The 23,582-nt window shown below is 73.6% G+C and carries 24 protein-coding genes; 12 read left to right on the top strand and 12 right to left on the bottom strand.

All coding sequences use genetic code 11. The annotated features are described in order from the left end of the window. Window positions 1-23: 23 nt before the first annotated feature. The gene (locus ACWGSR_RS33500) at window positions 24-650 is read left to right on the top strand and encodes a hypothetical protein (protein WP_376245811.1); all 627 of its coding nucleotides are present in this window, start codon (window positions 24-26) and stop codon (window positions 648-650) included. A 60-nt stretch (window positions 651-710) separates the two neighbouring features. Here ACWGSR_RS33500 and ACWGSR_RS33495 read toward each other — a convergent pair whose 3' ends face one another. Genes ACWGSR_RS33495 through ACWGSR_RS33485 form a run of 3 tightly spaced genes read right to left on the bottom strand, consistent with a single transcriptional unit; the run spans window position 711 to window position 3,727 of the window. Beyond that, entirely contained in the window at window positions 711-1,844 is a 1,134-nt protein-coding gene (locus ACWGSR_RS33495) for an Mrp/NBP35 family ATP-binding protein (RefSeq protein ID WP_376246508.1), read from the bottom strand. 43 nt (window positions 1,845-1,887) lie between these two features. Next, window positions 1,888-2,451, bottom strand: a complete 564-nt coding sequence (locus tag ACWGSR_RS33490; RefSeq protein WP_366371651.1) for a DUF1003 domain-containing protein — start codon at window positions 2,449-2,451, stop codon at window positions 1,888-1,890. Further along, window positions 2,441-3,727, bottom strand: coding sequence for a magnesium transporter MgtE N-terminal domain-containing protein (locus ACWGSR_RS33485; protein ID WP_376246504.1), 1,287 nt, complete (start codon window positions 3,725-3,727; stop codon window positions 2,441-2,443). Before ACWGSR_RS33485 ends, ACWGSR_RS33490 begins: the two co-directional genes overlap by 11 nt. A gap of 286 nt (window positions 3,728-4,013) precedes the next feature. On the opposite strand from ACWGSR_RS33485, the gene ACWGSR_RS33480 reads away from it, so the two are divergent. After that, window positions 4,014-4,769 carry a hypothetical protein gene (locus ACWGSR_RS33480; protein WP_453572387.1) on the top strand — a complete coding sequence of 252 codons (756 nt, stop codon included), beginning with the start codon at window positions 4,014-4,016 and terminating at the stop codon, window positions 4,767-4,769. Between the two features lie 53 nt (window positions 4,770-4,822). Here the strand turns inward: ACWGSR_RS33480 and ACWGSR_RS33475 are convergent, their stop codons facing one another. Then, entirely contained in the window at window positions 4,823-5,332 is a 510-nt protein-coding gene (locus ACWGSR_RS33475; RefSeq protein WP_376246499.1) for a hypothetical protein, read from the bottom strand. A gap of 28 nt (window positions 5,333-5,360) precedes the next feature. Then, entirely contained in the window at window positions 5,361-6,488 is a 1,128-nt protein-coding gene (locus ACWGSR_RS33470; RefSeq protein ID WP_376246496.1) for a magnesium and cobalt transport protein CorA, read from the bottom strand. A 472-nt stretch (window positions 6,489-6,960) separates the two neighbouring features. Between ACWGSR_RS33470 and ACWGSR_RS33465 the strand changes: the two genes are divergently transcribed. The 4 genes from ACWGSR_RS33465 to ACWGSR_RS33450 all read left to right on the top strand — a co-directional run bounded on the left by ACWGSR_RS33465 (window position 6,961) and on the right by ACWGSR_RS33450 (window position 10,515). Then, complete coding sequence (locus tag ACWGSR_RS33465; RefSeq protein ID WP_453572384.1) at window positions 6,961-7,545, top strand: suppressor of fused domain protein; 585 nt, start codon at window positions 6,961-6,963, stop codon at window positions 7,543-7,545. A 223-nt stretch (window positions 7,546-7,768) separates the two neighbouring features. After that, a complete protein-coding gene (locus ACWGSR_RS33460) occupies window positions 7,769-8,407 on the top strand; it encodes a DUF6758 family protein (protein WP_376246490.1) in 639 nt (212 codons plus the stop codon). A gap of 386 nt (window positions 8,408-8,793) precedes the next feature. Beyond that, window positions 8,794-9,660, top strand: coding sequence for a PHP domain-containing protein (locus ACWGSR_RS33455; protein WP_453572380.1), 867 nt, complete (start codon window positions 8,794-8,796; stop codon window positions 9,658-9,660). Window positions 9,661-9,909: 249 nt separating this feature from the next. Further along, window positions 9,910-10,515, top strand: a complete 606-nt coding sequence (locus ACWGSR_RS33450) for a MarC family protein (RefSeq protein WP_376246484.1) — start codon at window positions 9,910-9,912, stop codon at window positions 10,513-10,515. A 99-nt stretch (window positions 10,516-10,614) separates the two neighbouring features. On the opposite strand, the gene ACWGSR_RS33445 is transcribed toward ACWGSR_RS33450, so the two are convergent. Beyond that, window positions 10,615-10,767 carry a hypothetical protein gene (locus tag ACWGSR_RS33445; RefSeq protein ID WP_104860408.1) on the bottom strand — a complete coding sequence of 51 codons (153 nt, stop codon included), beginning with the start codon at window positions 10,765-10,767 and terminating at the stop codon, window positions 10,615-10,617. A gap of 175 nt (window positions 10,768-10,942) precedes the next feature. Between ACWGSR_RS33445 and ACWGSR_RS33440 the strand changes: the two genes are divergently transcribed. Beyond that, complete coding sequence (locus ACWGSR_RS33440) at window positions 10,943-11,872, top strand: NYN domain-containing protein (protein WP_376246481.1); 930 nt, start codon at window positions 10,943-10,945, stop codon at window positions 11,870-11,872. Here the strand turns inward: ACWGSR_RS33440 and ACWGSR_RS33435 are convergent. Continuing rightward, window positions 11,856-12,743 (bottom strand): alpha/beta fold hydrolase, encoded by an 888-nt coding sequence (locus ACWGSR_RS33435; RefSeq protein WP_376246478.1) that lies wholly within the window; start codon window positions 12,741-12,743, stop codon window positions 11,856-11,858. The two genes, ACWGSR_RS33440 and ACWGSR_RS33435, sit on opposite strands and share 17 nt — an antisense overlap. 105 nt (window positions 12,744-12,848) lie before the next feature. Then, on the bottom strand, window positions 12,849-15,572 hold the full coding sequence (locus tag ACWGSR_RS33430) for a DEAD/DEAH box helicase (protein ID WP_453572430.1): 2,724 nt from the start codon (window positions 15,570-15,572) through the stop codon (window positions 12,849-12,851). A 486-nt stretch (window positions 15,573-16,058) separates the two neighbouring features. Here ACWGSR_RS33430 and ACWGSR_RS33425 point away from each other — a divergent pair, with 486 nt between their 5' ends. Beyond that, entirely contained in the window at window positions 16,059-16,781 is a 723-nt protein-coding gene (locus ACWGSR_RS33425) for a ferritin-like fold-containing protein (protein WP_376247248.1), read from the top strand. Between the two features lie 25 nt (window positions 16,782-16,806). Here the strand turns inward: ACWGSR_RS33425 and ACWGSR_RS33420 are convergent, their stop codons facing one another. From ACWGSR_RS33420 to ACWGSR_RS33405, 4 genes are all read right to left on the bottom strand, one after another. Next, window positions 16,807-17,079 (bottom strand): hypothetical protein, encoded by a 273-nt coding sequence (locus ACWGSR_RS33420; protein WP_366371673.1) that lies wholly within the window; start codon window positions 17,077-17,079, stop codon window positions 16,807-16,809. 168 nt (window positions 17,080-17,247) lie between these two features. Beyond that, a complete protein-coding gene (locus tag ACWGSR_RS33415; protein WP_376247091.1) occupies window positions 17,248-17,475 on the bottom strand; it encodes a DUF3107 domain-containing protein in 228 nt (75 codons plus the stop codon). Between the two features lie 145 nt (window positions 17,476-17,620). Beyond that, the gene (locus ACWGSR_RS33410; RefSeq protein ID WP_376247088.1) at window positions 17,621-18,280 is read right to left on the bottom strand and encodes a TetR/AcrR family transcriptional regulator; all 660 of its coding nucleotides are present in this window, start codon (window positions 18,278-18,280) and stop codon (window positions 17,621-17,623) included. Window positions 18,281-18,520: 240 nt separating this feature from the next. Next, complete coding sequence (locus ACWGSR_RS33405; protein ID WP_376247085.1) at window positions 18,521-18,736, bottom strand: hypothetical protein; 216 nt, start codon at window positions 18,734-18,736, stop codon at window positions 18,521-18,523. A gap of 140 nt (window positions 18,737-18,876) precedes the next feature. On the opposite strand from ACWGSR_RS33405, the gene ACWGSR_RS33400 reads away from it, so the two are divergent. The 4 genes from ACWGSR_RS33400 (at window position 18,877) to ACWGSR_RS33385 (ending at window position 23,525) form a co-directional block, all read left to right on the top strand. Further along, window positions 18,877-19,842, top strand: coding sequence for an alpha/beta fold hydrolase (locus ACWGSR_RS33400; protein ID WP_376247082.1), 966 nt, complete (start codon window positions 18,877-18,879; stop codon window positions 19,840-19,842). Between the two features lie 8 nt (window positions 19,843-19,850). Further along, a complete protein-coding gene (locus ACWGSR_RS33395) occupies window positions 19,851-21,329 on the top strand; it encodes a DUF3152 domain-containing protein (protein ID WP_453572375.1) in 1,479 nt (492 codons plus the stop codon). A gap of 157 nt (window positions 21,330-21,486) precedes the next feature. Beyond that, window positions 21,487-21,582, top strand: coding sequence for an Ms4533A family Cys-rich leader peptide (locus tag ACWGSR_RS33390; RefSeq protein WP_324606511.1), 96 nt, complete (start codon window positions 21,487-21,489; stop codon window positions 21,580-21,582). A gap of 212 nt (window positions 21,583-21,794) precedes the next feature. Next, window positions 21,795-23,525 (top strand): ABC transporter substrate-binding protein, encoded by a 1,731-nt coding sequence (locus tag ACWGSR_RS33385; protein WP_453572372.1) that lies wholly within the window; start codon window positions 21,795-21,797, stop codon window positions 23,523-23,525. Window positions 23,526-23,582 lie beyond the last annotated feature (57 nt).

Below are 23,582 nucleotides of genomic sequence, written 5' to 3'. Positions count from 1 at the left end.
GACGGAACGAGGAGGCGGCCGAGATGGAGACCACGAGCCGGGTGGAGGGCACACCCGCGGCCCGGCGGACCGACGAGGGCTTCCTGCGGGCGCCCTTCGCCTGGTACGGCCTCGACGAGGCCTTCACCGGGCCGCGTCGGCTGATGCAGGTCGGCACGGCGGCGGACGGCAGCGTGCAGCACGGATCGATCGGGCACGGTGACGCGCCGTCGATAAAGTCCGACGCGAGCGGTGCGGAGAAGGAGCGTTTCGCCGTCGTCGTGACGGTCGCGGCGAGCCCCGTACGGCGGACCGGTGACGGGACGGGCGTCCTCGACGCCACCACCGTCTCCTCCGCCGCCTGGCTGGCCGGCTCCGGACTGCTCGTCCACACCTGGCCGGCCTCGCTCGACCACATGACGCGCGACAACTGGCTGGACCAGCAGACCGAGACGGCCTTCGAGCTCGCCGACGACCTCGACGGGCCCGCCTGGACGACGCTCTCGCTGCCGGTGGACGGGGTGCCGGTGCCGTTCCACTACCGCGAGACCGAGTTCGGCTGGGTCCTGGCGGGCTCGGCGGCGGGCGTGCACCTGGGGGCGTACGGGCGGGGGATGAGCGCGTACGGGCTCGGGTTCTCGCAGATCAAGGACTTCGACGCGTACGCGTAGGAGCGAGAACGCCGAAGGGGCGCCCCCGCACGGGGGCGCCCCTTCGGCGTGCGCCAGGACTCAGAACTTGTTCCGCGGCGTGATGCCCAGGCTCATGCCCGACAGGCCGCGCTGACGGCCGCCCAGCTTGCCCGCGATGGCGCGGAGCGCCGCGCCGGCGGGGGAGTCCGGGTCGGACAGGACGACCGGCCTGCCGTCGTCGCCGCCCTCGCGCAGCCGCACGTCGATCGGGATCGAGCCGAGGACCGGCACGGTCGCGCCGGTGGTCTGCGTCAGGCCGTCCGCGACCTTCTGGCCGCCGCCGCTGCCGAACACGTCCACCATCTCGTCGCAGTGCGGACACGGCAGGCCCGCCATGTTCTCCACGACGCCGACGATCTTCTGGTGGGTCTGGACGGCGATCGAGCCGGCCCGCTCGGCGACCTCGGCCGCCGCCTGCTGCGGGGTCGTGACGACCAGGATCTCGGCGTTCGGCACGAGCTGCGCGACCGAGATCGCGATGTCGCCGGTGCCCGGCGGCAGGTCGAGCAGGAGGACGTCCAGGTCGCCCCAGTACACGTCCGCGAGGAACTGCTGGAGCGCGCGGTGCAGCATCGGGCCGCGCCACACGACCGGCGCGTTGCCCGGGGTGAACATGCCGATCGAGATGACCTTCACGCCGTTCGCCGACGGCGGCATGATCATGTTCTCGACCTGGGTCGGAAGCCCGTCCGCGCCCAGCATCCGGGGCACGCTGTGGCCGTAGATGTCGGCGTCGACGACGCCGACCTTCAGCCCGTCGGCGGCCATCGCGGCCGCCAGGTTCACGGTCACGGAGGACTTGCCGACACCGCCCTTGCCGGACGCCACCGCGTACACCCGGGTCAGCGAGCCGGGCTTGGCGAAGGGCACCTCGCGCTCGGCGGTCGTGCCGCGCAGCGCGGCCGCCAGCTCCTTGCGCTGCTCGTCGCTCATCACGTCGAGCGACACGTCGACGGCGGTGACGCCCTCGACCCGGGAGACGGCCTCGGTCACGCGCTGCGTGATGGTGTCGCGCATCGGGCACCCGGAGACCGTCAGGTAGACCGTGACGGCGACCCTGCCGTCCGGTTCGATCTCCACCGACTTGACCATGCCGAGTTCAGTGATCGGCTTGTTGATCTCAGGGTCGTTCACCGTCGCCAGTGCCGCGAGCACCGCGTCTTCCGTAGCCATACCGACGATGGTACGGCGCGGAGCACCGGCCCATGAAAGGCTGTCAACGGTCGGGTACGTCACTTCCCCGGGTGTCGCCGGACGGGAATAGATCCCGGCGCTCCTCCATCTCCTTGAGGAGGTCCTGGAGCTCGGAGCGGATCCAGTCGCGCGTGGCGACCTCGCCCAGGCCCATGCGCAGCGCCGCGATCTCCCGCGTCAGGTACTCGGTGTCCGCGATCGACCGCTCGTTCTGCTTCCGGTCCTGTTCGAGGTTGACCCGGTCCCGGTCGTCCTGCCGGTTCTGGGCGAGCAGGATCAGCGGCGCCGCGTACGAGGCCTGGAGGGACAGGGCGAGCGTCAGGAAGATGAACGGGTACTCGTCGAACTTCAGCGGCCCCGGCGCGAAGATGTTCCACAGCACCCAGACGACGATCGTCAGCGTCATCCAGACCAGGAACCGGCCCGTCCCCAGGAAGCGGGCGATCCGCTCCGACATGCGCCCGAAGGCCTCCGGGTCGTACTCCGGCAGCAGTCTGGCCCGCCGCTCCCTCGGCAGGTCGAGCCGGATCCGGGGCACGGCCCGCTCCCGCTCGCGCTCCCGGTCCTGCGTGCGTTCAGCGGCCATGCCCCGCCCCCTCCTCCTCGTGGAACTCGGTCTCGCGCCAGTCGTCCGGCAGCAGGTGGTCCAGCACGTCGTCGACGGTCACCGCGCCGAGCAGGGAGCCGCTCTCGTCCACGACGGGCGCGGCCACCATGTTGTACGCGGCGAGGTAGCTGGTGACGGCCGGCAGCGGGGTGTCCGGGCCGAGCGGCGGCAGGTCGCTGTCCACGATCGAGCTGACCAGTGTGAACGGCGGGTCCCGCAGGAGCCGCTGGAAGTGCACCGTGCCCAGGTACTTCCCGGTCGGCGTCTCGTCCGGCGGCCGGCAGACGTACACCTGCGCGGCCAGCGCCGGGGACAGGTCCTGCTGGCGGACCCGGGCGAGCGCGTCCGCGACGGTCGCGTCCGGCCGCAGCACGATCGGCTCCGTCGTCATCAGACCGCCCGCCGTGCGCTCCTCGTACGCCAGGAGGCGGCGCACGTCCGCCGCGTCGTCCGGCTGCATCAGGGTCAGCAGCCGCTCCTGGTCCTCCTCGGGCAGCTCGGACAGCAGGTCGGCCGCGTCGTCCGGGTCCATCGCCTCCAGGACGTCGGCCGCGCGCTCCTCCTTCAGCTTGCCGAGGATCTCGATCTGGTCGTCCTCGGGGAGCTCTTCGAGGACGTCCGCGAGCCGGTCGTCGTCGAGGGCCGCGGCCACCTCGGCGCGCCGCTTGGGGGAGAGGTGGTGCAGGGCGTTGGCCAGGTCGGCCGGGCGCAGCTTCTCGAAGGTGGCGAGCAGGCTCTCGGCGCCCTGGCCGTGCTCCTCCAGGGAGAAGCCGGTGACGGCCGACCACTCGACGGTCAGCGTCTCGCCCTTGCGGCGCAGCGCCCCGCTCTTCCCCTTGCGGACGAAGACCTTGTCGATCTCCCATTCGCGGCGGGCGGGCAGCTGCTGGATGGCGATGTCGAGGACGGTGACCTCCTCGCCCTCCCGCCCGTCGCCCTCCACGAGCCGCACCCGCCGGTCGAGGAGCTCTCCGAGGACGAGCCGCTCGGTGGGGCGCTGCTCGAAGCGGCGCATGTTGACCACGCCGGTGGTGATGACCTGCCCGGACTCGACGCCGGTGATCCGGGTCATGGGCACGAAGACCCGGCGGCGGCTGAGCACCTCCACGACCATGCCGAGCAGGCGCGGCGGGCGGCGGCCGACCCGGAGCATGGCCACCAGGTCGCTGACCCGGCCGACCTGGTCGCCGACGGGGTCGAAGACGGGGACCCCCGCCAGGTGGGAGACGAAGATCCGGGGGGCGCCTGCCGCCATGCCACGCGCCTCCTCGGTGTCGCACGATTCCAGTCCTCGCAGCGCCCCGCCGGTGATCACGGAGCTCTACCGGTTCAGGCTAGCCCGTGCCGGTACGCGCCGCCCCGGCAGTGCCTCCGTACGGCTGCCTGCGGGGGCCGCCGGCCGGCCCGGGTACGCTGCGGTCTGCTGTTACCCCGGTACCGGAGCCGGAACCCCCGGTACCGGTACGGACACCGGACCCCGCCCTTCCGCCCGGCCGGGGCCCGGCGCCCGTACGCCCGCACGATCACGAGAGGCAGCGCAGATGACCGTCCGCACCCCGGCATCGCGTATCCGCGGGGCCGTCGTGCCCCTGGCGCTCTGCGCCGGACTGACGGTGGGGCTCACGGCCTGCGCCGCCGACCCGGACGAGGGGACCAACGGGGTCGGGAGGCTCGCCGCCCCCGAGATCGAGCGCGAGGCGCGGACGGTGGCGGACGGGGCGAAGGCGGTGCGCCTGGCCGGCACCCTGGTCAGCAAGGGCGGCGCCGTCAAGCTGAACATGCGCCTCAAGCAGGACGGCGCCACCGGCTCGGTGACGACGAAGAACAGCACCTTCGAGCTGATGCGGGTCGGGGACGCGCTCTACCTGAAGGCCGACGCCGGCTTCTGGTCCCACGACAAGGACGGGGCCGAGCCGACGAAGGAGGACGTCGAGGCCGCCGAGAAGCTCGACGGCAAGTACGTGAAGGTGCCGCAGGACGACCCCTCGTACAAGCAGCTCCGCGGCTTCACCGACATGAAGCCGCTGCTCGACGGCCTCATCGGGCTGCACGGCGAGAAGGTCAAGGGCGACCGCACGCGGATCGGCGCGGTCCGCACGATCAAGGTCAAGGGCGGCGCGGACGGCGAGGGCGGCGTCCTGGACGTGTCCCTGGACGGCTCCCCGTATCCCGTGCAGTTCGCGCGCGGCGGCGGCGGGGGCGTCGTGATGCTCTCCGACTGGAACAAGGACTTCCCGCTCGCCGCGCCCACGAAGGACGAGATCGTGGACTACGGGAAGCAGCTGCCCCGCACCTGAGGGGCGGCCTCCGCGAAGAGCCCGGAGAAGCTCGCCCAGGCCGCAGCCGCCCCTCAGCGGCGCCTGCGGCGCTTCAGGAGCAGGCGCGGGAGCGCGGCCGGCGCGGGACGGCGGGTCGTGGCCGCCGTGGGCAGCGGCACGGCCGCCAGGGAGCCGTCCGGCAGTCCGGCGGCGACCTCGCGCGGGTCGAGCCGCACCACCCGGCACTCGCGCGCCCAGCGGGCGGGCATCGCCTCGCCGTCGGGCGCGTTGAGCCGCTTGCCCTTCAGCTCCGCGACGGCCGCGTCCCACTCCTCCGTACCGGCGGCGAGTTCGCGCACGGCGGCCGTCCAGGCGACGATCCGGCCGCCCTTGTCCTTGCTGCGGACGGTCACCTCGGCCGTCCCGCCGTCCACGAGCCCTGGCAGCGGCTGCTCGCCGGGGCCGTCGCCGACGACGAACGCGGCGCCGTCGTGCCAGACGTGCCAGAGCGCGCGGGCGGGCCCGGTGCCGCGCACCCACACCAGGCCGGACTTCTTGGTGGCCTCCTCGACGAGGGCGGGCCCGAGCGACTGATCGGTCATGGCCGCAGCCTATCGATCCGGGCCGGGGCTACAGCCAGCCGTTGCGCTTGAGGGTGCGGTGGATGGTGAGGCAGACCACGACGATGCCGGTGAGCACCATCGGGTAGCCGTACTTCCAGTGCAGCTCCGGCATGTGGTCGAAGTTCATGCCGTACACCCCGCAGACCGCCGTGGGGACGGCGACGATCGCCGCCCACGAGGTGATCTTGCGCATGTCCTCGTTCTGCGCGACGGTCGCCTGCGCCAGGTTGGCCTGGAGGATCGAGTTGAGCAGCTCGTCGAAGCCGACGACCTGCTCCTGGACGCGGGCGAGGTGGTCCGCGACGTCCCGGAAGTACTTCTGGATGTCCGGGTCCACCAGCCGCATCGGCCGCTCGCTGAGCAGCTGCATCGGGCGGAGGAGCGGCGAGACGGCCCGCTTGAACTCCAGGACCTCGCGCTTGAGCTGGTAGATCCGGCCGGTGTCCGTACCGCGCGTGGAGCCCTTCGCGGCCGGCGAGAAGACGTCGATCTCCAGCTGGTCGATGTCCAGCTCGACGGCGTCGGCGACCGCGATGTAGCCGTCGACGACGTGGTCCGCGATGGCGTGCAGGACGGCCGAGGGGCCCTTGGAGAGCAGCTCGGGCTCGCCCTGGAGGCGGTGGCGGAGGTTGCGCAGGGAGCCCTGGCCGCCGTGCCGGACGGTGATGACGAAGTCGGGGCCGGTGAAGCACATGACCTCGCCGGTCTCGACGACCTCGCTGGTCGCGGTGAGCTCGGTGTGCTCGACGTAGTGGATCGTCTTGAAGACGGTGAAGAGGGTGTCGTCGTACCGCTCCAGCTTGGGCCGCTGGTGGGCGTGGACGGCGTCCTCGACGGCGAGCGGGTGCAGCCCGAACTCGGCGGCGATACCGGCGAATTCGGCCTCGGTCGGCTCGTGCAGGCCGATCCAGGCGAAGCCGCCCTTCTCCCGCACGCGCCGCATCGCGCCGCGCGGGGTGAGGCACTCGTCGTCCTCGATCCGGCGCCCGTCGCGGTAGACGGCGCAGTCGACGACGGCGGTGGACGCCGAGTGGTCGCGGGTGGGGTCGTACGCGGTGTACGTGGTGGGGGTCTTGCGCAGGGGGTGCCGCAGGCTCGGACGGACGGCGGCGCGCAGGTCACGGATCATCGACATGGGCATGCTCCTTCACGGAGAGGCCGTCGGCGAGCGTGGCACAGCCCGGAATGGGGACGTGGAGCTACGTCGTCCACAAAGCGGGCGGCACCGGGGGATCGCGGTGACGGCGTTCGCTACAGACATTCGCTACAGACAGGCGAGGGCGAAGTGCTCTTCCGTCGTGCGAGGTGCCGGAGAACGGGTCGCGCGGTCCGTGCGGATCGGGGAATCGCACGGATCAGGGATCGCGTACCCGGAATCAACGGGAGAAAAAGCGCACCGGGCTCGGGTGCGGGGCGGAAGAGCCGCTGGTACTGCCCGACCGACTTCGGTCCATCGCAGCCCCACCTCCTCCGGCCGGTCCCCCGTGAGGGATGACGTGTGACGAGTGGTCGGGGATCGAATGTTCCCGGCCAGCGGCCAAGGCTATCAGCCGACAGAGGGTCAATCCCTTACTTTGCCCGTTCCATACGCGCTTTATGCTCAAGCCATGGGAGAAGTTCTTGCTCTGGTCGAGGCCCGGTTGCGAACGGCCCTCGGGGAACCGGACGCGCGCGCCGCGGTGACGTTTCTCGGCACGGACCGGATCGAGGTGCTCCGCTTCATCGACGGCGATCTCGTGCGGTACGCGACCCTCGGGATGTCCGCGCAGCCGATGGCCGATCCGACCGCCGCGCTCGCCGATCCGGTGCGGGGCCCGCGCGCGGAGCTCGTCCTCACCGTGCGGGCCGGCCTCGCCGACACCGACAAGGTGCTGCGCCCGCTCGCCGTGCTCGCCGCCACCCCGCAGGTCGAGGGCGTGATCGTGGCCCCGGGCGCCTCGCTCGACGTGGGCGACCCGCTCTGGCCGGGCGCCCCCTTCAGCTCGGTGCTCGTCGCGGAGTCGGGCGGCCTGGTGGAGGACCTGGAGCTCGACGAGCCGATGGATTCGGTGCGGTTCCTGCCGCTGCTGCCGATGACCTCGAACGAGGCGGCGTGGAAGCGGGTGCACGGGGCGCAGGCCCTGGAGGAGCGCTGGCTGGCGCGGGGTACGGACCTCCGCGATCCCCTGCGCAGGTCCGTGGAGCTGGACTGAGGAGGCCCCTCGCGCGGCAACCCCGTTTCCCCGTCCGCCGGTTGGCGGGGGGCCGGGGGTGCCCGCCGGGCCGTACGGCCGTATAGGTGTAGATGACATCTATACGAGGGGGTGATGTGCGGGTATAGCGGAAGGGATGTGCGAGTGGGCGGCCCGTGTCGGACGGGTGATCGTTCGGGGTCGTCCTTGACGCGGGACGGAAGGGGTAGGACCGTTGAGCCCTATGAGGGGCGAACCCAGTTGCCCGAAGTGCGGTGGCCGGGTCAGAGCGCCCGGTCTCTTCGCCGACTCCTGGCAGTGTGACGTGCACGGCTCGGTGCACCCGCTCCAGCCCGTCGTCCCGCCCAGCGTCGAGGCCCTCGGCGTCGTGGTGCACCGCTCCCAGGTGCCCGTGTGGATGCCGTGGCCCCTGCCCGTCGGCTGGCTCTTCACCGGGGTCGCGTACGCGGGCGACGACCGCAGCGGCGGACGCGCGACCGCCGTCGCCTGCTCGGGCCCCGGCCCGCTCGGCGGCATCGGGGAGCTGCTCCTGATCGCCGAGGAGCTCGGCGTCGGCCTCGGCGCCCGGTACGCCGGCATCGACGGGCTCGACCCCGGCGCCGGCATGGCCATCGAGAAGCCGCCCCAGACCAAGGTGCTCGCCGCCGGGCGCCCCACCCCGCTCTGGCACGTCAACGGCGCCCCGCACGACCGCGCGGTCTTCGCGGGCGAGGCGCGCGGCCTGTGGCTGTGGGCGATCGTCTGGCCCGAGCAGTCCGGCCTCCTGATGTACGACGAGCTGGTCCTCACGGACCTGCGGGACGCCGGCGCCGAGGTCGAACTGCTGCCGTGCGGGGCGCTCACGCCGAGACTGCTGGGCTGAGACCGCCGCCGGACTCGAGGCCCCGGACTCGGGGCCCGCCGGGCCGGGGCTTCACCGCGCCGAGGCGCTGCCGGGCCGAGGCCGCCGCGCCGAGGCGCCGCCCGTGCCGGGGTCGTCGCGCCGACGCCCCACCGGGCCCGGGTGCTCCGGCGGATCGCCGTCCGGGCCGCGTCCCGCCAAGCCCGTGCCTCTCCGCTGGATCACCGTCCGGGCCGCGGCGACGCCCCGCCGGGCCCGGGCCTCTCCGGCGGATCGCCGTCCGGGCCGCGCCCCGCCTCCGGCCTCGCCCGCCCCGGGGCCCGGCGTTCCTTCCGTACGGGCGTGTTCGATTCGCCCGTTATGCTGGAGCGTCCCTCGTCCGTCCCGAGCCCCCGGAGTACCGCGTCGTGCGCATCGACCTGCACACCCACTCCACGGCCTCCGACGGCACGGACACCCCGGCCGAACTCGTCCGGAACGCGGCCGCCGCCGGGCTCGACGTCGTCGCCCTCACGGACCACGACACCACCCGCGGCCACGCCGAGGCGATCGCCGCGCTGCCCGAGGGGCTGACCCTCGTCACCGGGGCCGAGCTGTCCTGCCGGGTCGACGGGATCGGCCTGCACCTGCTCGCGTACCTCTTCGACCCGGAGGAGCCCGCGCTCCTCGCCGAGCGCGAACTCGTCCGCGACGACCGCGTGCCCCGCGCCCGCGCGATGGTCGGCAAGCTCCGGGAGCTCGGCGTCCCCGTCACCTGGGAGCAGGTGGCCCGGATCGCCGGCGACGGCTCCGTGGGCCGCCCGCACGTCGCCGAGGCGCTCGTCGAGCTCGGGGTCGTACCGGACGTGTCCGCCGCCTTCACGCCCGAGTGGCTCGCCGACGGCGGCCGGGCGTACGTCGGCAAGCACGAGCTGGACCCGGTCGAGGCGATCCGCCTCGTCAAGGCGGCCGGCGGCGTCACCGTCTTCGCGCACCCCCTCGCCGTCAAGCGCGGCCAGGTGCTCCCGGAGGCCTCGATCGCCCGGCTCGCCGAGGCCGGTCTCGACGGCATCGAGGTCGACCACATGGACCACGACGAGCCGACGCGGGCGCGGCTGCGCGGGCTCGCGAAGGAGCTGGGTCTGCTGACCACGGGCTCCAGCGACTACCACGGCAGCCGCAAGACCTGCCGGCTCGGCGAGTACACCACCGACCCCGAGATCTACGGCGAGATCACCCGCCGCGCGGCGGGGGCCTTCCCGGTCCCCGGCGCCGGGGGATCCGTCACCGCCTAGGCCTCCGTCCCTCCCGGGCCCGACCCTCCGCCGAACCCGCCCGCCCGGCCCCGGCCGGACGGCACGCCCGCGCACGCCCGCGCGGCCCGTTCCGCGGATCCGTCCCCAGGCCTCCCCCTTCCCGGTCCACCCCCGCACGGCCGCGCCGCGCGCGGGGCGGCACACCCCCTGCCCCGGCGACGGAATCCCGCATTCCGCAGCCCACGGGCCACACCCCGCCGTTCCACCTCTCCCGCAAGGCACCCCACCGTGTTCGACGTCGCCGTCTTCGGCTCGCTGTTCCTGACCCTCTTCGTGATCATGGATCCCCCCGGGATCACGCCGATCTTCCTCGCCCTCACCTCCGGCCGCGCGGCCAAGGTGCAGCGCCGCATGGCCTGGCAGGCCGTCGCCGTCGCCTTCGGCGTCATCACCGTCTTCGGCATCCTGGGCCAGCAGATCCTGGCGTACCTGCACGTCTCCGTCCCCGCCCTGATGATCGCGGGCGGACTGCTCCTGCTGCTCATCGCGCTCGACCTGCTCACCGGCAAGACCGACGAGCCCAAGCAGACCAAGGACGTCAACGTCGCCCTGGTCCCGCTCGGCATGCCGCTGCTCGCCGGGCCCGGCGCGATCGTCTCGGTCATCCTCGCCGTGCAGCACGCCGACAGCGCGGCCGCGCAGATCTCCGTCTGGGCCGCCATCGCCGCCATGCACGTCGTCCTCTGGCTGACCATGCGGTACTCGCTGGTGATCATCCGGATCATCAAGGACGGCGGCGTGGTCCTGGTGACCCGGCTCGCCGGCATGATGCTCTCCGCCATCGCGGTGCAGCAGATCATCAACGGCGTCACCCAGGTGATCCGGGGCTCCTGACCCCTCCCGGGGCGGCCCCGGACACCACTGCGCCCCCGTACGGATTCCGCTTCTGCGAAGTCCGTGCGGGGGCGCGGTGCGTGGTGTGGACCGGGCCTGTTACGAGGCCGAGGTCTCGGCGGGGCGGATCCAGATGCGCTGGCCGATCGAGGCGGCCTGCTGCACGATCCGGTTGACGGAGGCGGCGTCCACGACCGTCCGGTCGACGGGCGTGCCGTCGACGTCGTCGAGTCGCAGGATTTCGAAGCGCACGGGCTTCTCCCTTCGTCTGAGTTGATCCTCCTGGTGGAGAACTGCGTTACGTCCCTGTACAACGACTTGCATCCTGCAAACATTCCTTACGCTAAGGAAAATTTTCGGATGACTAAATACTGACGAGTAAGAGGGTGTGGCGGTCGGCCGGACGTCGGCGGACAATGAGCCGCGTATGAACGACGCAGACACCCCACGGGCCACCGAGACCGACACCCGCCTCCGCGCGCTCGACGCACGCCTGGAGCGCACCAACGAGCTCCTCCGGCGGATGCTGGCCGAGGTCGCCAAGACCCCTTCCACCCACGCCATCTTCGTCGACGCGGGTTACGTCCATGCTGCGGCCGGGTTGCTGGTCGTCGGCACCGAGGACCGGCGCTCCTTCGACCTCGACGCGGAAGGGCTCATCGAGGCCTTCATCGACAAGGCCCGCACGATCTTCGCGGACAGCCGGCTCCTGCGCGTCTACTGGTACGACGGCGCCCGCCGCCGCATCCACACCCCCGAGCAACAGGCCATCGCCGAGCTGCCCGACGTCAAGGTCCGCCTCGGCAACCTCAACGCCAACAACCAGCAGAAGGGCGTCGACTCCCTCATCCGTACGGACCTGGAGTCCCTCGCCCGCCACCGCGCCATCAGCGACGCCGCCCTCGTCGGCGGCGACGAGGACCTCGTCTCGGCCGTCGAGGCCGCCCAGGGCTACGGCGCCCGCGTGCACCTCTGGGGCATCGAGGCCGCCGAGGGCCGCAACCAGGCCGAGGCCCTCCTCTGGGAGGTCGACAGCCAGCGCACCTTCGACCTGGACTTCTGCCGCCCGTACGTCACCCGCCGCCCCGTCACCACGTACGAGAGCGAGGGCGAGCCGCCGCCCTCCCGCGAGGAGGTGCGCCTCGTCGGCGCCCGGATCGCGGCCACCTGGCTCGCCGAGCGCGGCCGGGACCGGCTCGCCGAGCTCCTGCCGGGCGCGCCCTACCTGCCCGGACCGGTCGACCAGGACCTGCTCGTCGAGGCGGAGCGCCTGCTGAGCCGCTCCCTGCGCGGCCACGCCGCGCTCCGGCGCTCCCTGCGGGACGGCTTCTGGCAGCACCTCAAGGCGCAGTACTGAGCCTCGCGGGCGCCGCCGCCCGCTCCCAGAAGCCGAGGAGGCGGGCGGTCAGCTCCTCGGGGTGCGACACGTTGGGGGAGTGGCCCGCGCCCGCGAGGACCGTGTGGTGCGCGCCGGTCCGGGCCGCCGCCGCCGCGAGGTCGGCCGTCGACCAGACCATCTCGTCCGTCCCGTACGCGAAGTGCAGCGGCGTCCGCAGCACGAGCAGCTCCTCCGTACCGTCCCGGCGGTCGAGCAGCAGCCGCCCGGCGCCCCTGAGCTGGGCGATCCGGGTGCGCGACCAGCGGCGAAGCAGGAAGTCCGCGAGCCCCGGCACGTCGGACGTGTCCGGCTCCTCGCCCCGGCTGTCCAGCCAGCACATCGTCCGCCACACCCGCTCCTTCGACAGCAGCGCGAGTCCGGCCCGCAGCGCCCGCACCCGGATCCGCTGCGGCCGGGAGACCCGGCCGACGCCCGAGGAGAGCAGGGTGAGCGAGCGGAAGGCGCCCGGCGCGACCGCCACCGCCGCGCGGGCCACCAGGCCGCCGAACGAGTGCCCCACCAGGTGCACGGGACCGTCCCCGAGCGCCGCGGCCTGCGCCACCGCGTCGAGCGCGAGCGCCCGGCGGCGGTAGGCGGCCCGGCCCCGGGGGCCCGGGCTGTCGTTCTGCCCGCGCCCGTCCACGGCCACGGCCCGGTAACCGGCGTCGGCCAGCGGTCCGAGGAGGGCCAGGAAGTCCTCCTTGCTGCCGGTGTACCCGGGCAGCAGCAGCACCGTCCCCCGCCGCTCCCCGCCGGGCTCCGCGTCGAGCACGGCGAACGGCCCGCGCGCGGTGTCGAGACGGCGGACGCGGGTGCGCGGCGGCAGTACCAGGGACCTGGGCTTACTCATACCCGGACTGTAATCCCCGGTCGGCGGGACGGCGCGGCCCGGTAACGCCGCCGCGGCCCGGCCCCCGGGAAGGGGGCCGGGCCGCGGCGGGCGTGCGGGACGGACTCAGCTCTCGGCCGGGGCCGCCGTCTTCTTGGTGGTGCGGCGGCGCGGGGCCGCCTTCTTCGGCTCCTCGGCCACGGCCGCGGCCTCGGCGGCCGGCTCCGCGACGGCCTTCTTCACCGTGCGGCGACGGGCCGGAGCCTTCGGCGCCTGCGGCTCGGAGGCGTCGGGCGCCTCGGCGGCGACCGCCTTCTTGGCCGCGCGGCGACGGGGAGCCTTCGGGGCCTCCTCGGCGACCGGGGCCTCGACCGCCGGAGCGGCCTCGGCGACGGCGGCCTCGGCCACCGCCTTCTTGGTGGTGCGGCGGCGCGGGGCGGCCTTCTTGGGGGCCTCCTCGGCCGCCGGAGCGGCGACGGGCTCGGCGACCGGCTCGGCCGCGGGGGCCTCGGCCGCCGGAGCCTCGGCGGTCACCGGCGAGGCGGTGGCCTTGCGGACGGCGCGACGGCGGCGCGGGGCGGGCTCGGGCGCCTCCTCGACGACCGGCGCCGGCGCCACGGCCGGTACGACGATGATCGCGGCGGCCTCGGCGGACGCCGGGGAACCGGCGGCCCGGGTGGCGGCGCGACGACGGCGCGGCGCGGGCGCCTCCTCGACGACCGGAGCCGCGACCGGCTCGGCCACCGGCTCGGCGGCCGGGGCCTCGGCGGTCACCGGCGAACCGGCGGGCCTGCGGGCCGTACGGCGACGGCGCGGGGCCGGAACCTCGGCCGGGGCCTCGGCGGCGACCGGAGCCGCGACCGGCTCGGCCACCGGAGCGGCGACGGGCTCGGCGGCCTTGACGTCCTCGACGGGCGTCTCGACGGCCTCGACGGTCCTGGCGGCCGTGCGGCGGCGCGGGGCCTTCTTGGGCTCCTCGGCCTTCGGCGCCTCGACGGCGACCGGGGCCTCGGCGGCCTTCGGGGCCTCGACGGCCGACTGCGCCCGCAGGGCGGCGGCGGCGGTCTCGGGCGTCTGGAAGAAGACGGTCTCCTCGACCGGGCGCACCCGGGCCCGACGGCGGCGCACGACCGGAGCGGACTCCTGGACGGCGGGGGCCGCGGGGGTACGGACCGCCGGAGCGGCCTGGGAGGCCTGGGCGGTCTCCGGGCGGGCGGCACGGGCGCGGCGACGGGGGGCCTTCGGCTCCTCGGCCTTCCGCTCCTCGACCTTCACAGCCTCGGCCTTCGGGGCCTCGACGGTCTTCGGCGCCTCGGTGACCACCGGGGCCGGGGCCTCGGTCTTCGGCGCCTCGGCGACGGCGACCGGAGCGGCCTGGGCCGCCGGGGCCGTCTGCGCGACCGGCGCGGCGCCCTGGGCGCCGACCCGGGTGCGACGGCGGCGGCGCGGGGTGCGCGGACCGGACTCGGTCGCGGCCTCGTCGCCCGTCGGCGCGGCGGCCGGAGCGGTCCGGTCGGCCTGGACGGCGCGGTCCTGCGCCGGGGCGTCGACGGCGTCGCCGCCGCCGCGGGTGCGCCGGCGCTGGCGCGGGGTCCGGGTGCGCTCCGGGCGCTCCTCGGTCTTCTCCGCCGCCTTCGGGCCGCGGCCACGGCGTCCGCCGGGCTCGCCCAGGTCCTCCAGCTCCTCCGCGCCCAGACCCGCGCGGGTCCGCTCGGCGCGGGGCAGGATGCCCTTGGTGCCCGCCGGGATGTCCAGCTCCTCGTACAGGTGCGGGGAGCTGGAGTAGGTCTCGGCCGGCTCGTGGAAGTCCAGGCCGAGCGCCTTGTTGATCAGCTGCCAGCGCGGGATGTCGTCCCAGTCGACCAGGGTCACCGCCGTGCCCTTGGCGCCCGCGCGGCCGGTGCGGCCCACGCGGTGGAGGAACGTCTTCTCGTCCTCCGGCGACTGGTAGTTGATGACGTGGGTGACGCCCTCGACGTCGATGCCGCGCGCGGCGACGTCGGTGCAGACGAGCACGTCGACCTTGCCGTTGCGGAAGGCGCGCAGCGCCTGCTCGCGGGCGCCCTGGCCGAGGTCGCCGTGGACGGCGCCCGAGGCGAAGCCGCGGCGCTCCAGCTGCTCGGCGATGTCGGCCGCCGTGCGCTTGGTGCGGCAGAAGATCATCGCGAGCCCGCGGCCGTTGGCCTGCAGGATGCGGGAGACCATCTCCGGCTTGTCCATCGAGTGCGCGCGGAAGACGTGCTGCTTGATGTTGGCGACGGTCACGCCCTCGCCGTCGGGCGAGGTGGCGCGGATGTGCGTCGGCTGCGACATGTAGCGGCGGGCGAGACCGATGACCGCGCCCGGCATGGTGGCCGAGAACAGCATGGTCTGGCGCTTCGCCGGAAGCATGTTCATGATCTTCTCGACGTCGGGCAGGAAGCCCAGGTCGAGCATCTCGTCGGCCTCGTCCAGGACGAGGACCTTGACGTGGGAGAGGTCGAGCTTGCGCTGGCCGGCCAGGTCGAGCAGGCGGCCGGGGGTGCCGACGACCACGTCGACGCCCTTCTGCAGCGCCTCGACCTGCGGCTCGTACGCCCGGCCGCCGTAGATGGCGAGCACGCGGACGTTGCGCACCTTGCCGGCGGTCAGCAGGTCGTTGGTGACCTGCTGGCACAGCTCGCGGGTGGGCACGACGACGAGCGCCTGCGGGGCGTCGGTCAGCTGCTCGGGCTTCGCCCGGCCCGCCTCGACGTCCATGGGGACCGTCACGCGCTCCAGGATCGGCAGGCCGAAGCCGAGGGTCTTGCCCGTGCCGGTCTTGGCCTGGCCGATGACGTCGGTGCCGGTGAGGGCGACCGGAAGGGTCATCTCCTGGATGGGGAAGGGGTTCACGATGCCGACGGCCTCCAGGGCCTCGGCCGTCTCGGAAAGGATTCCGAGCTCTCGGAAAGTCGTAGTCAGGGTGCTGCCTCTTCTGTGAGACGCGGCGCGAGGCGAACGAAGGGGGTCGTACCGTGCCGGATCACTGTCGGCGCGATCGGGAAGACCGCTGCCGGGTGGCACGGGACCACTGCCGTCGCTCGAGCGTCGTACCGCTGAGGGTGACCCTTCCGCGGGTCCGCCGGAAGGGCTGTCGGGCCGGAGCCGATCGGGCCACCGACCGGGCATCCTCATTCATGAGTCGGCCCACCGGATACGTCCGAACGTGCGAAAGCATGTCCGCATACTCAGCAGGCGCCTTACCACTGTACCCCGGAATCGCGCATGTGTGTCGGGGGAAAACGTGATGAGGGCACGGTCACACTGACTGACCAGGGCCTTCCCGGGCCGCGCGGGCGGGCTATTGTGCGCTGCATGGAGACGCCTGACAACGCCACACCCACCGGGATCGCCGCCAAGGACTGGGCGACGGCATCCGCCGAGCCGCAGTACCGCGCCGCCGTGATCGACCTCCTCGGCGCCCTCGCCTACGGAGAGCTGGCGGCCTTCGAGCGGCTCGCCGAGGACGCCAAGCTGGCGCCGACCCTCGCGGACAAGGCGGAGCTGGCGAAGATGGCCTCGGCCGAGTTCCACCACTTCGAGCAGCTCCGGGACCGCCTCGCGACCGTCGACGCGGAGCCGACGGAGGCCATGGAGCCCTTCGCGAAGGCGCTCGACGACTTCCACCGCCAGACCGCGCCGTCGGACTGGCTGGAGGGCCTGGTCAAGGCGTACGTGGGCGACTCGATCGCCAGCGACTTCTACCGGGAGGTCGCGGCCCGGCTCGACTCCGACACCCGCGCCCTGGTGCTCTCCGTGCTCGACGACACCGGCCACGGCAACTTCGCCGTGGAGAAGGTCCGCGCCGCGATCGACGCCGACCCGCGCGTCGGCGGCCGGCTCGCGCTCTGGGCGCGCCGCCTGATGGGCGAGGCGCTCTCCCAGGCCCAGCGCGTGGTCGCCGAGCGGGACGCGCTCTCCACCATGCTGGTCGGCGGTGTCGCGGACGGCTTCGACCTCGCGGAGGTCGGCCGGATGTTCTCCCGGATCACCGAGGCGCACACCAAGCGCATGGCCGCGCTCGGCCTCGCCGCCTGAAGCGTACGAAAGCGGACGGCGGCCGTCAGACGGTCGCCGATCGGCGCAGCCGGCGGCGCGAGGCCGGGCGGACCAGGAGCGAGAGCAGGACCGCCGCCACCGCCACGGCGCCCGCCAGGGTGGCGAAGGGATGGCCGGGGCCGAGCGCCCCGTGGGTGACGAGCGCGCCGAACACCCCGCCGAGCGCGCCGGTGACGAGGACGGGCCCCCGGCCGGGCAGACGGTCGGGCAGCCGGTGCGCGGCGGCCCAGGCCAGAACGAGGCCGAGCAGGGCGGAGCCGAGGGCTTCCAGGAACATCGGGGGATCACCTCGCGAGGGGTGCGGGGCGGGTGGTGCGGTCGAGGTCCTACCTACCCGTGGCGTCCGGCGCGCAACCCTCCGTACCGCCCGGCGTGGACGCACGGACACGGGAAGGGCCCGGCGGACCGAAGACGGTCCGCCGGGCCCTTCCCGTGGATCCCGGGCTCAGAGCGTGCCGAAACCCACGCGGCGGACGGCGGGCTCGCCGAGCTCCACGTACGCGATCCTGTCGGCCGGAACGAGGACCTTGCGGCCCTTCTCGTCCGAGAGGCTGAGCAGCTGCGCCTTGCCGGCCAGCGCGTCGGCAACCGCGCGCTCGACCTCCTCGGCGGACTGCCCGCTCTCCAGAACGATCTCCCGGGGCGCGTGCTGCACGCCGATCTTGACCTCCACGGCTATGTCCCTCCGAACGGTCAGCGTTGCGCGATTCATCCGCGCCGTACGCTGCACACATTAGCCCGGTGAGGGGACGATCACGGTGCGGTCGCCGCACGCCAGGAGCGAACAGGCGGCGGGGGCGGGCGGTCGCCCGGACGGATCAGTGGCCCTCGGCGCTCAGCTGGCCGTCGACCGGGTGCAGCGGGAAGCCCGCGATGCCCCGCCAGGCGAGCGAAGTGAGCAGCTCCACCGCCTTGTCGCGCGGGATGGGGGACTCGCTCGACAGCCAGTAGCGGGCGACCACCTGGGAGACGCCGCCGAGGCCCACGGCGAGGAGCATCGACTCGTCCTTGGACAGGCCGGTGTCCTCGGCGATCACCTGCGAGATCGCCTCGGCGCACTGGAGGCTGACCCGGTCCACGCGCTCGCGCACCGCCGGCTCGTTGGTCAGGTCGGACTCGAAGACCAGCCGGAACGCGCCGCCCTCGTCCTCGACGTAGGCGAAGTACGCGTCCATGGTCGCCGCGACCCGGAGCTTGTTGTCCGTGGTGGAGGCCAGGGCGGTGCGGACCGCCAGGAGGAGGGCCTCGCAGTGCTGGTCCAGGAGGGCCAGGTAGAGCTCCAGCTTCCCCGGGAAGTGCTGGTAGAGCACCGGCTTGCTGACGCCCGCCCGCTCGGCGATGTCGTCCATGGCGGCGGAGTGGTATCCCTGGGCGACGAAGACCTCCTGGGCCGCGCCGAGCAGCTGGTTCCGTCGGGCACGTCGCGGCAGGCGCGTGCCCCGAGGGCGTGCTGCCTCTGTCTGCTCGATGGCGCTCACGCGGCCTCCCAAGATTCGATCCATGCGCGCTGTAGCGACGCGCCGCCATCGTACTTTTGGGTAACCCGGCTGTGCGCGGTGCGGACGCAGAATTTCACGGACCGGACACCGGGGTCGACAGCCGGTTCAGTATTGAACCGAACGAATCGGCGGCGGGCGCGGCCCGGCGGCGGCCGCTCCCCCGTCCTCGCGGGCGTCCGCCCCCGTTCCCCCGGGCGTTCCCCGCGCTCCTCCGGGCGTTCAGCGGTAGTCGTCCTCGTCCAGTTCGACGACGCGGGCCTGCTCGGACGCGTCGGCCTCGTTCGCCGACTCGCGTTCGACGTGGGTCAGCGGCTCGTCCCGGTGCGGCCGGAGCTCGGCGTGCTGCTCGGCGGCGTCCGCCTCGGGCGTCTCCTCGTCCAGCTCGACCACCTCCTCCTCGGCGAACGTGTCCGGCTCGGTCGGATCGACAGTCATGCGGCTCCCTCCGGTACGCGGGTCGCGGTCCTTCCCCGGCGCCTTCCCTTCGAGCCTAGGAGCACACGTGTCGCGCCGCACACGGACTTGTGACCGCACCCACACACGGGCGCGCGTGATCGTCTCGTAATATTGCGGCCATGTCCTCGACCGAGCTGCCGGAAACCCGGACCGCCGCCGCACCACCCGCGTCGCGGACCCGCGCCGTACGGGTCGCCGACGGCGAGGAGCTCCGCACCGTCACCCTGCCCGGCCTCAGCCTGACCGTGCGCTCCCGGCCGGGCACCCGGCCCGGACTGCCGCCCGCGCTGTACGTCCACGGCCTCGGCGGCTCCTCGCAGAACTGGTCCGCCCTGATGCCGCTGCTCGCGGACGTCGTCGACGGCGAGGCGGTCGACCTGCCCGGCTTCGGCGTCTCCCCGCCGCCCGGGGACGGCAACTACTCGGTCACCGGGCACGCCCGCGCCGTCATCAGGTTCCTCGACTCCGAGGGGCGCGGACCGGTCCACCTCTTCGGCAACTCGCTGGGCGGCGCCGTCGCCACCCGCGTCGCCGCCGTCCGGCCCGACCTGGTCCGCACCCTCACCCTGGTCTCGCCGGCCCTGCCCGAGCTGCGCGCGCAGCGCACCGCCTGGCCCACCGCGCTGCTCGCGCTGCCCGGCGTCTCCTCCTTCTTCGCGCGGCTCACCAGGGACTGGACGGCCGAGCAGCGGGTCCGCGGGGTCATGGCGCTCTGTTACGGCGATCCCGGCCGGGTGACCGACGAGGGCTTCCTGCACGCGGTCGAGGAGATGGAGCGGCGCCTGGAGCTCCCGTACTTCTGGGACGCGATGGCCCGCTCCTCGCGCGGCATCGTCGACGCGTACACCCTCGGCGGGCAGCACGGCCTGTGGCGGCAGGCCGAACGGGTCCTCGCCCCGACGCTGCTCGTCTACGGCGCGCGCGACCGGCTCGTCTCGTTCCGGATGGCCCGGAGGGCGGCCACCGCCTTCCGCGGCTCGCGCCTGCTGACCCTGCCCGACGCGGGGCACGTGGCGATGATGGAGTACCCCGAGACGGTCGCCCAGGCCGCCCGGGAACTGATCGCCGATCACGGCGGGAGCTGATACGGGGCGTGGGACGACACAGTCGCAAGGGCGCCGCGCCCGCACCGGCGCCCGCCGCCGGGCAGCAACGGCCCGGACCGGAACCGGGCGCGGCCGCGGCCCCGGCCCCCGGCACGGGCCGCCGCCGCAGGAGCGCGGCCACGACCACGGCCGACGGCGGCCAGGACCCGGCGGGCCCACGGCCCGGCGGGACGCAGGCGTACGGCCGTCCGCCGTACGGATCGCCGTCGTACGGATCGCCCGCGCAGGGCGGCCCTGCGTACGGGACGCCCGCGCGCGGCACCCCGGTGTACGGCACTCCGGCGCACGGCGTCCCGGTCCACGGCGCTCCGGCGCGTGACGGGCAGGCGCACGGCACTCCCGCCCACGGCACCCCCGCGCACGGCACCCCGGTGTACGGCACTCCCGCCCACGGCGTCCCGGCGTACGGCGTCCCCGGCACCCCCGCGCACGGCGTTCCCGTCCACCGGGCGGCCCCCGCGCGGGGCGGGCACCCGCAGCACGACGAGGGCGGCGCGCGCCCGGCGCCCTACGGCGGGCGGCGCGGCCGGCCCCCGGTCGCCGAGCCCGAACAGCCCGAACAGGCGGAGGAGCAAGGGCCGTTCGTCCCCGCGCCCCGCCACGAGGACGAGCCCGACGCCGAGGCGCCGGCCGCGCGGGGCGGGCTCGGCCGCACCTTCGCCGGGGTCGGAGCGGCGGCCGTCGCCACCGTCCTCGCCGTCGTCGTCGCCGGACAGGTCGCCGACAAGGAGGCGTCCGAGGCGGCCCCCCGCGCCGCCGGGGAACCGGCCGAGCGGGCCGCGGACGACTCCTCCGCCTCCCGCTCCGACGACCGGATCACCCCGACGCACCCGGCGCCCCCGGCACTCCCGAAGCCCCCGGCGCCCACGTACGAGCAGTTGATGACCCATCAGTTCCCGATCGACCCCGGGCTGAAGGGGTCCGGCGCCTTCGAGGCCGTCCAGGGCTTCCAGAAGGCGCCGGGGAAGGGCAGGCTCATCCGCTACCGCGTCGACGTCGAGAAGGGGCTCGGGCTCGACCCGAAGCTCTTCGCCGACGCCGTGCAGAAGACCCTCAACGACCCGCGCAGCTGGGCGGGCGACGGCGCGATGACCTTCGAGCGGATCTCCGGCGGAGAGGCGCAGTTCGTCATCACGCTCGCCAGCCCCGGCACCACCGGCGTCTGGTGCCGGAAGTCCGGGCTCGACACGACGGTCGACAACGTCTCCTGCGACTCCGCCTCCACGGAACGCGTGATGATCAACGCGTTCCGCTGGGCCCAGGGGGCCGACACCTTCGGCCCCAAGGCCATGTACGCCTACCGCCAGATGCTCATCAACCACGAGGTCGGCCACCGGCTCGGGCACAACCACGTGAACTGCCGCACTCCCGGTGCGCTCGCCCCCGTGATGCAGCAGCAGACGAAGTCCCTGGACATCGACGGCGTCCGGTGCCGCCCCAACCCCTGGGTGCACCCCGGAAGTTGAGGTCGGGCTCCGGTCGGCGGCCACTCCGCGCCCGGCCGGTGGCCACCCCGCGCCCGGTCGGCGGCCACCCCGTGGCCGATCGTATGCCGAGACGCTTGTCTCAAAAATCACTCGATCCGCGTTGACATCGTTCGCGCGTTCGTCCATATTTCTCGGCATGTCGCACCGTCACGCCGTCACCGAGCGCGCCGCCATAGAGCTGGCGCTCATCGGCGTGTCCGGGCATGCCGTGTCCGACGTCCTCTGTCGCTGACCACTGCCCGAGCGCACGTCGGCCCTTCGCGTTTCCCGCACCTGCCGACGCCCTTCCGCGCCCGGGTCTCCCTCCCCGTGGGCGCGGCTCCTCCGTGTGTCTCCTCCGTGTAGTCGGGAACGCCTGGCGATTCCCCGGAAACACCGCCGCTCGCCGCTGCCCGCGTGGAATTCCTCCACCTTCCGCCGCAGTTCTCCGAGAGGCCTTCTCCGATGCGTCAACCGTCCGTCATTTCCCGCCGCGTGGCAGCGGCCGCCGTCAGTGTCGTCCTGGCCTCGGGCGCCGCCGCCTGCGCGGGACCCGAGGACGCCGGCGCCAAGAGCGGCACCTCCGGCAAGGGCTCGGCCGCTCCGCAGAAGGGCGGCACGCTCACCGTCCTGAACGCCGAGGCCCAGACCGACTTCGACCCCGCCCGCCTCTACACCTCCGGCGGCGGCAACGTCCCCTCCCTCGTCTTCCGCACGCTCACCACCCGCAACCGCGAGGCGGGCGCCGCCGGCACCCAGGTCGTCCCCGACCTCGCCACCGACATCGGGCGCCCCAACAAGGACGCCACCGAGTGGACGTACACCCTCAAGGACGGGCTGAAGTTCGAGGACGGCACGCCCATCACCAGCGCCGACGTCAAGTACGGCATCGAGCGCTCCTTCGCCGCCGAGCTCTCCGGCGGCGCCCCCTACCTGCGCGACTGGCTGGTCGGCGGCGACACCTACCAGGGCCCCTACAAGGACCCCAAGGGCCTCGCCTCCATCGTCGTCCCCGACCCGAAGACCATCGTCTTCAAGCTGAAGAAGCCCGAGGGCGAGTTCCCCTTCGTCGCCACCCAGACGCAGTTCGCCCCCGTGCCCAAGGCCAAGGACAAGGGCGCGAAGTACGAGGAGCACCCCGTCTCCTCCGGCCCGTACAAGATCGTGAGCAACGAGAACGACGGCGAGCGCCTCGTCCTGGAGCGCAACGAGCACTGGGACCCCAAGACCGACGAGGAGCGCAAGGCCTACCCCGACAAGATCGACGTCAGGTCCGGGCTCGACGAGGCCGTCATCAACCAGCGCCTCGCCACCTCCTCCGGCGCCGACGCCGCCGCCGTCACCACCGACACCAACCTGGGCCCCGCCGAACTCGCCCAGGTCGGCTCCGACAAGGCGCTCGCCGCCCGCGTCGGCACCGGCCACTTCGGCTTCACCAACTACATCGCCTTCAACCCGAAGGTGAAGCCCTTCGACAACCCCAAGGTCCGCCAGGCCATCTCGTACGCGGTCAACCGCACCAGCGTCGTCAACGCCGCCGGCGGCTCCTCGCTCGCCGAGCCCGCCACCACCTTCCTGCCCGAGCAGAAGGCCTTCGGCTTCACGCCGTACGACCACTTCCCGGCCGGCAAGACGGGCAACCCGGAGAAGGCCAAGGAGCTGCTCAAGGAGGCCGGGTTCCCCAATGGGCTGACCGTCACCCTGCTGCACTCCACCGCCCAGAACCGGGCCACCAGCCCCGAGATCGCCACCGCCGTCCAGGAGGCCCTCGGCAAGGCCGGCATCACCGTCAAGCTCGACGGCCAGGAGCCCAACTCCTTCAACGAGAAGCGCTGGAGCGTCAAGGACGCCCCCGGCTTCTTCCTCTCGCGCTGGGGCGCCGACTGGCCGGCCGGCGGCCCGTTCCTCGCGCCGATCTTCGACGGACGCCAGATCGTCACCAACGGCTCCAACTACAACCACGCGCAGCTGAACGACCCGGCGGTCAACAAGGAGATCGACGAGATCAACAAGCTGACCGACCTCAAGGCCGCCGCCGCCCGCTGGGGCGCCCTGGACAAGAAGATCGGCGAGCAGGCGCTCGACGTGCCGCTCTTCCACCCGGTCTACAAGCGGCTCGTCGGCAAGGACGTCAAGAACGTCGTCATCAGCGACTGGACCGGCGTCCTCGACGTCTCGCAGGTCGCGGTCAAGTGACCAGTCTGACCGACGCACCGGCGCCCGTGGCGGGGATCCCCGCCCCGGGCGCCGCCC

Source organism: Streptomyces sp. NPDC055632, from assembly GCF_053618675.1.
Note: the sequence above shows the minus strand (reverse complement) of the source record. Positions and strands in the feature narration are given on the sequence as shown.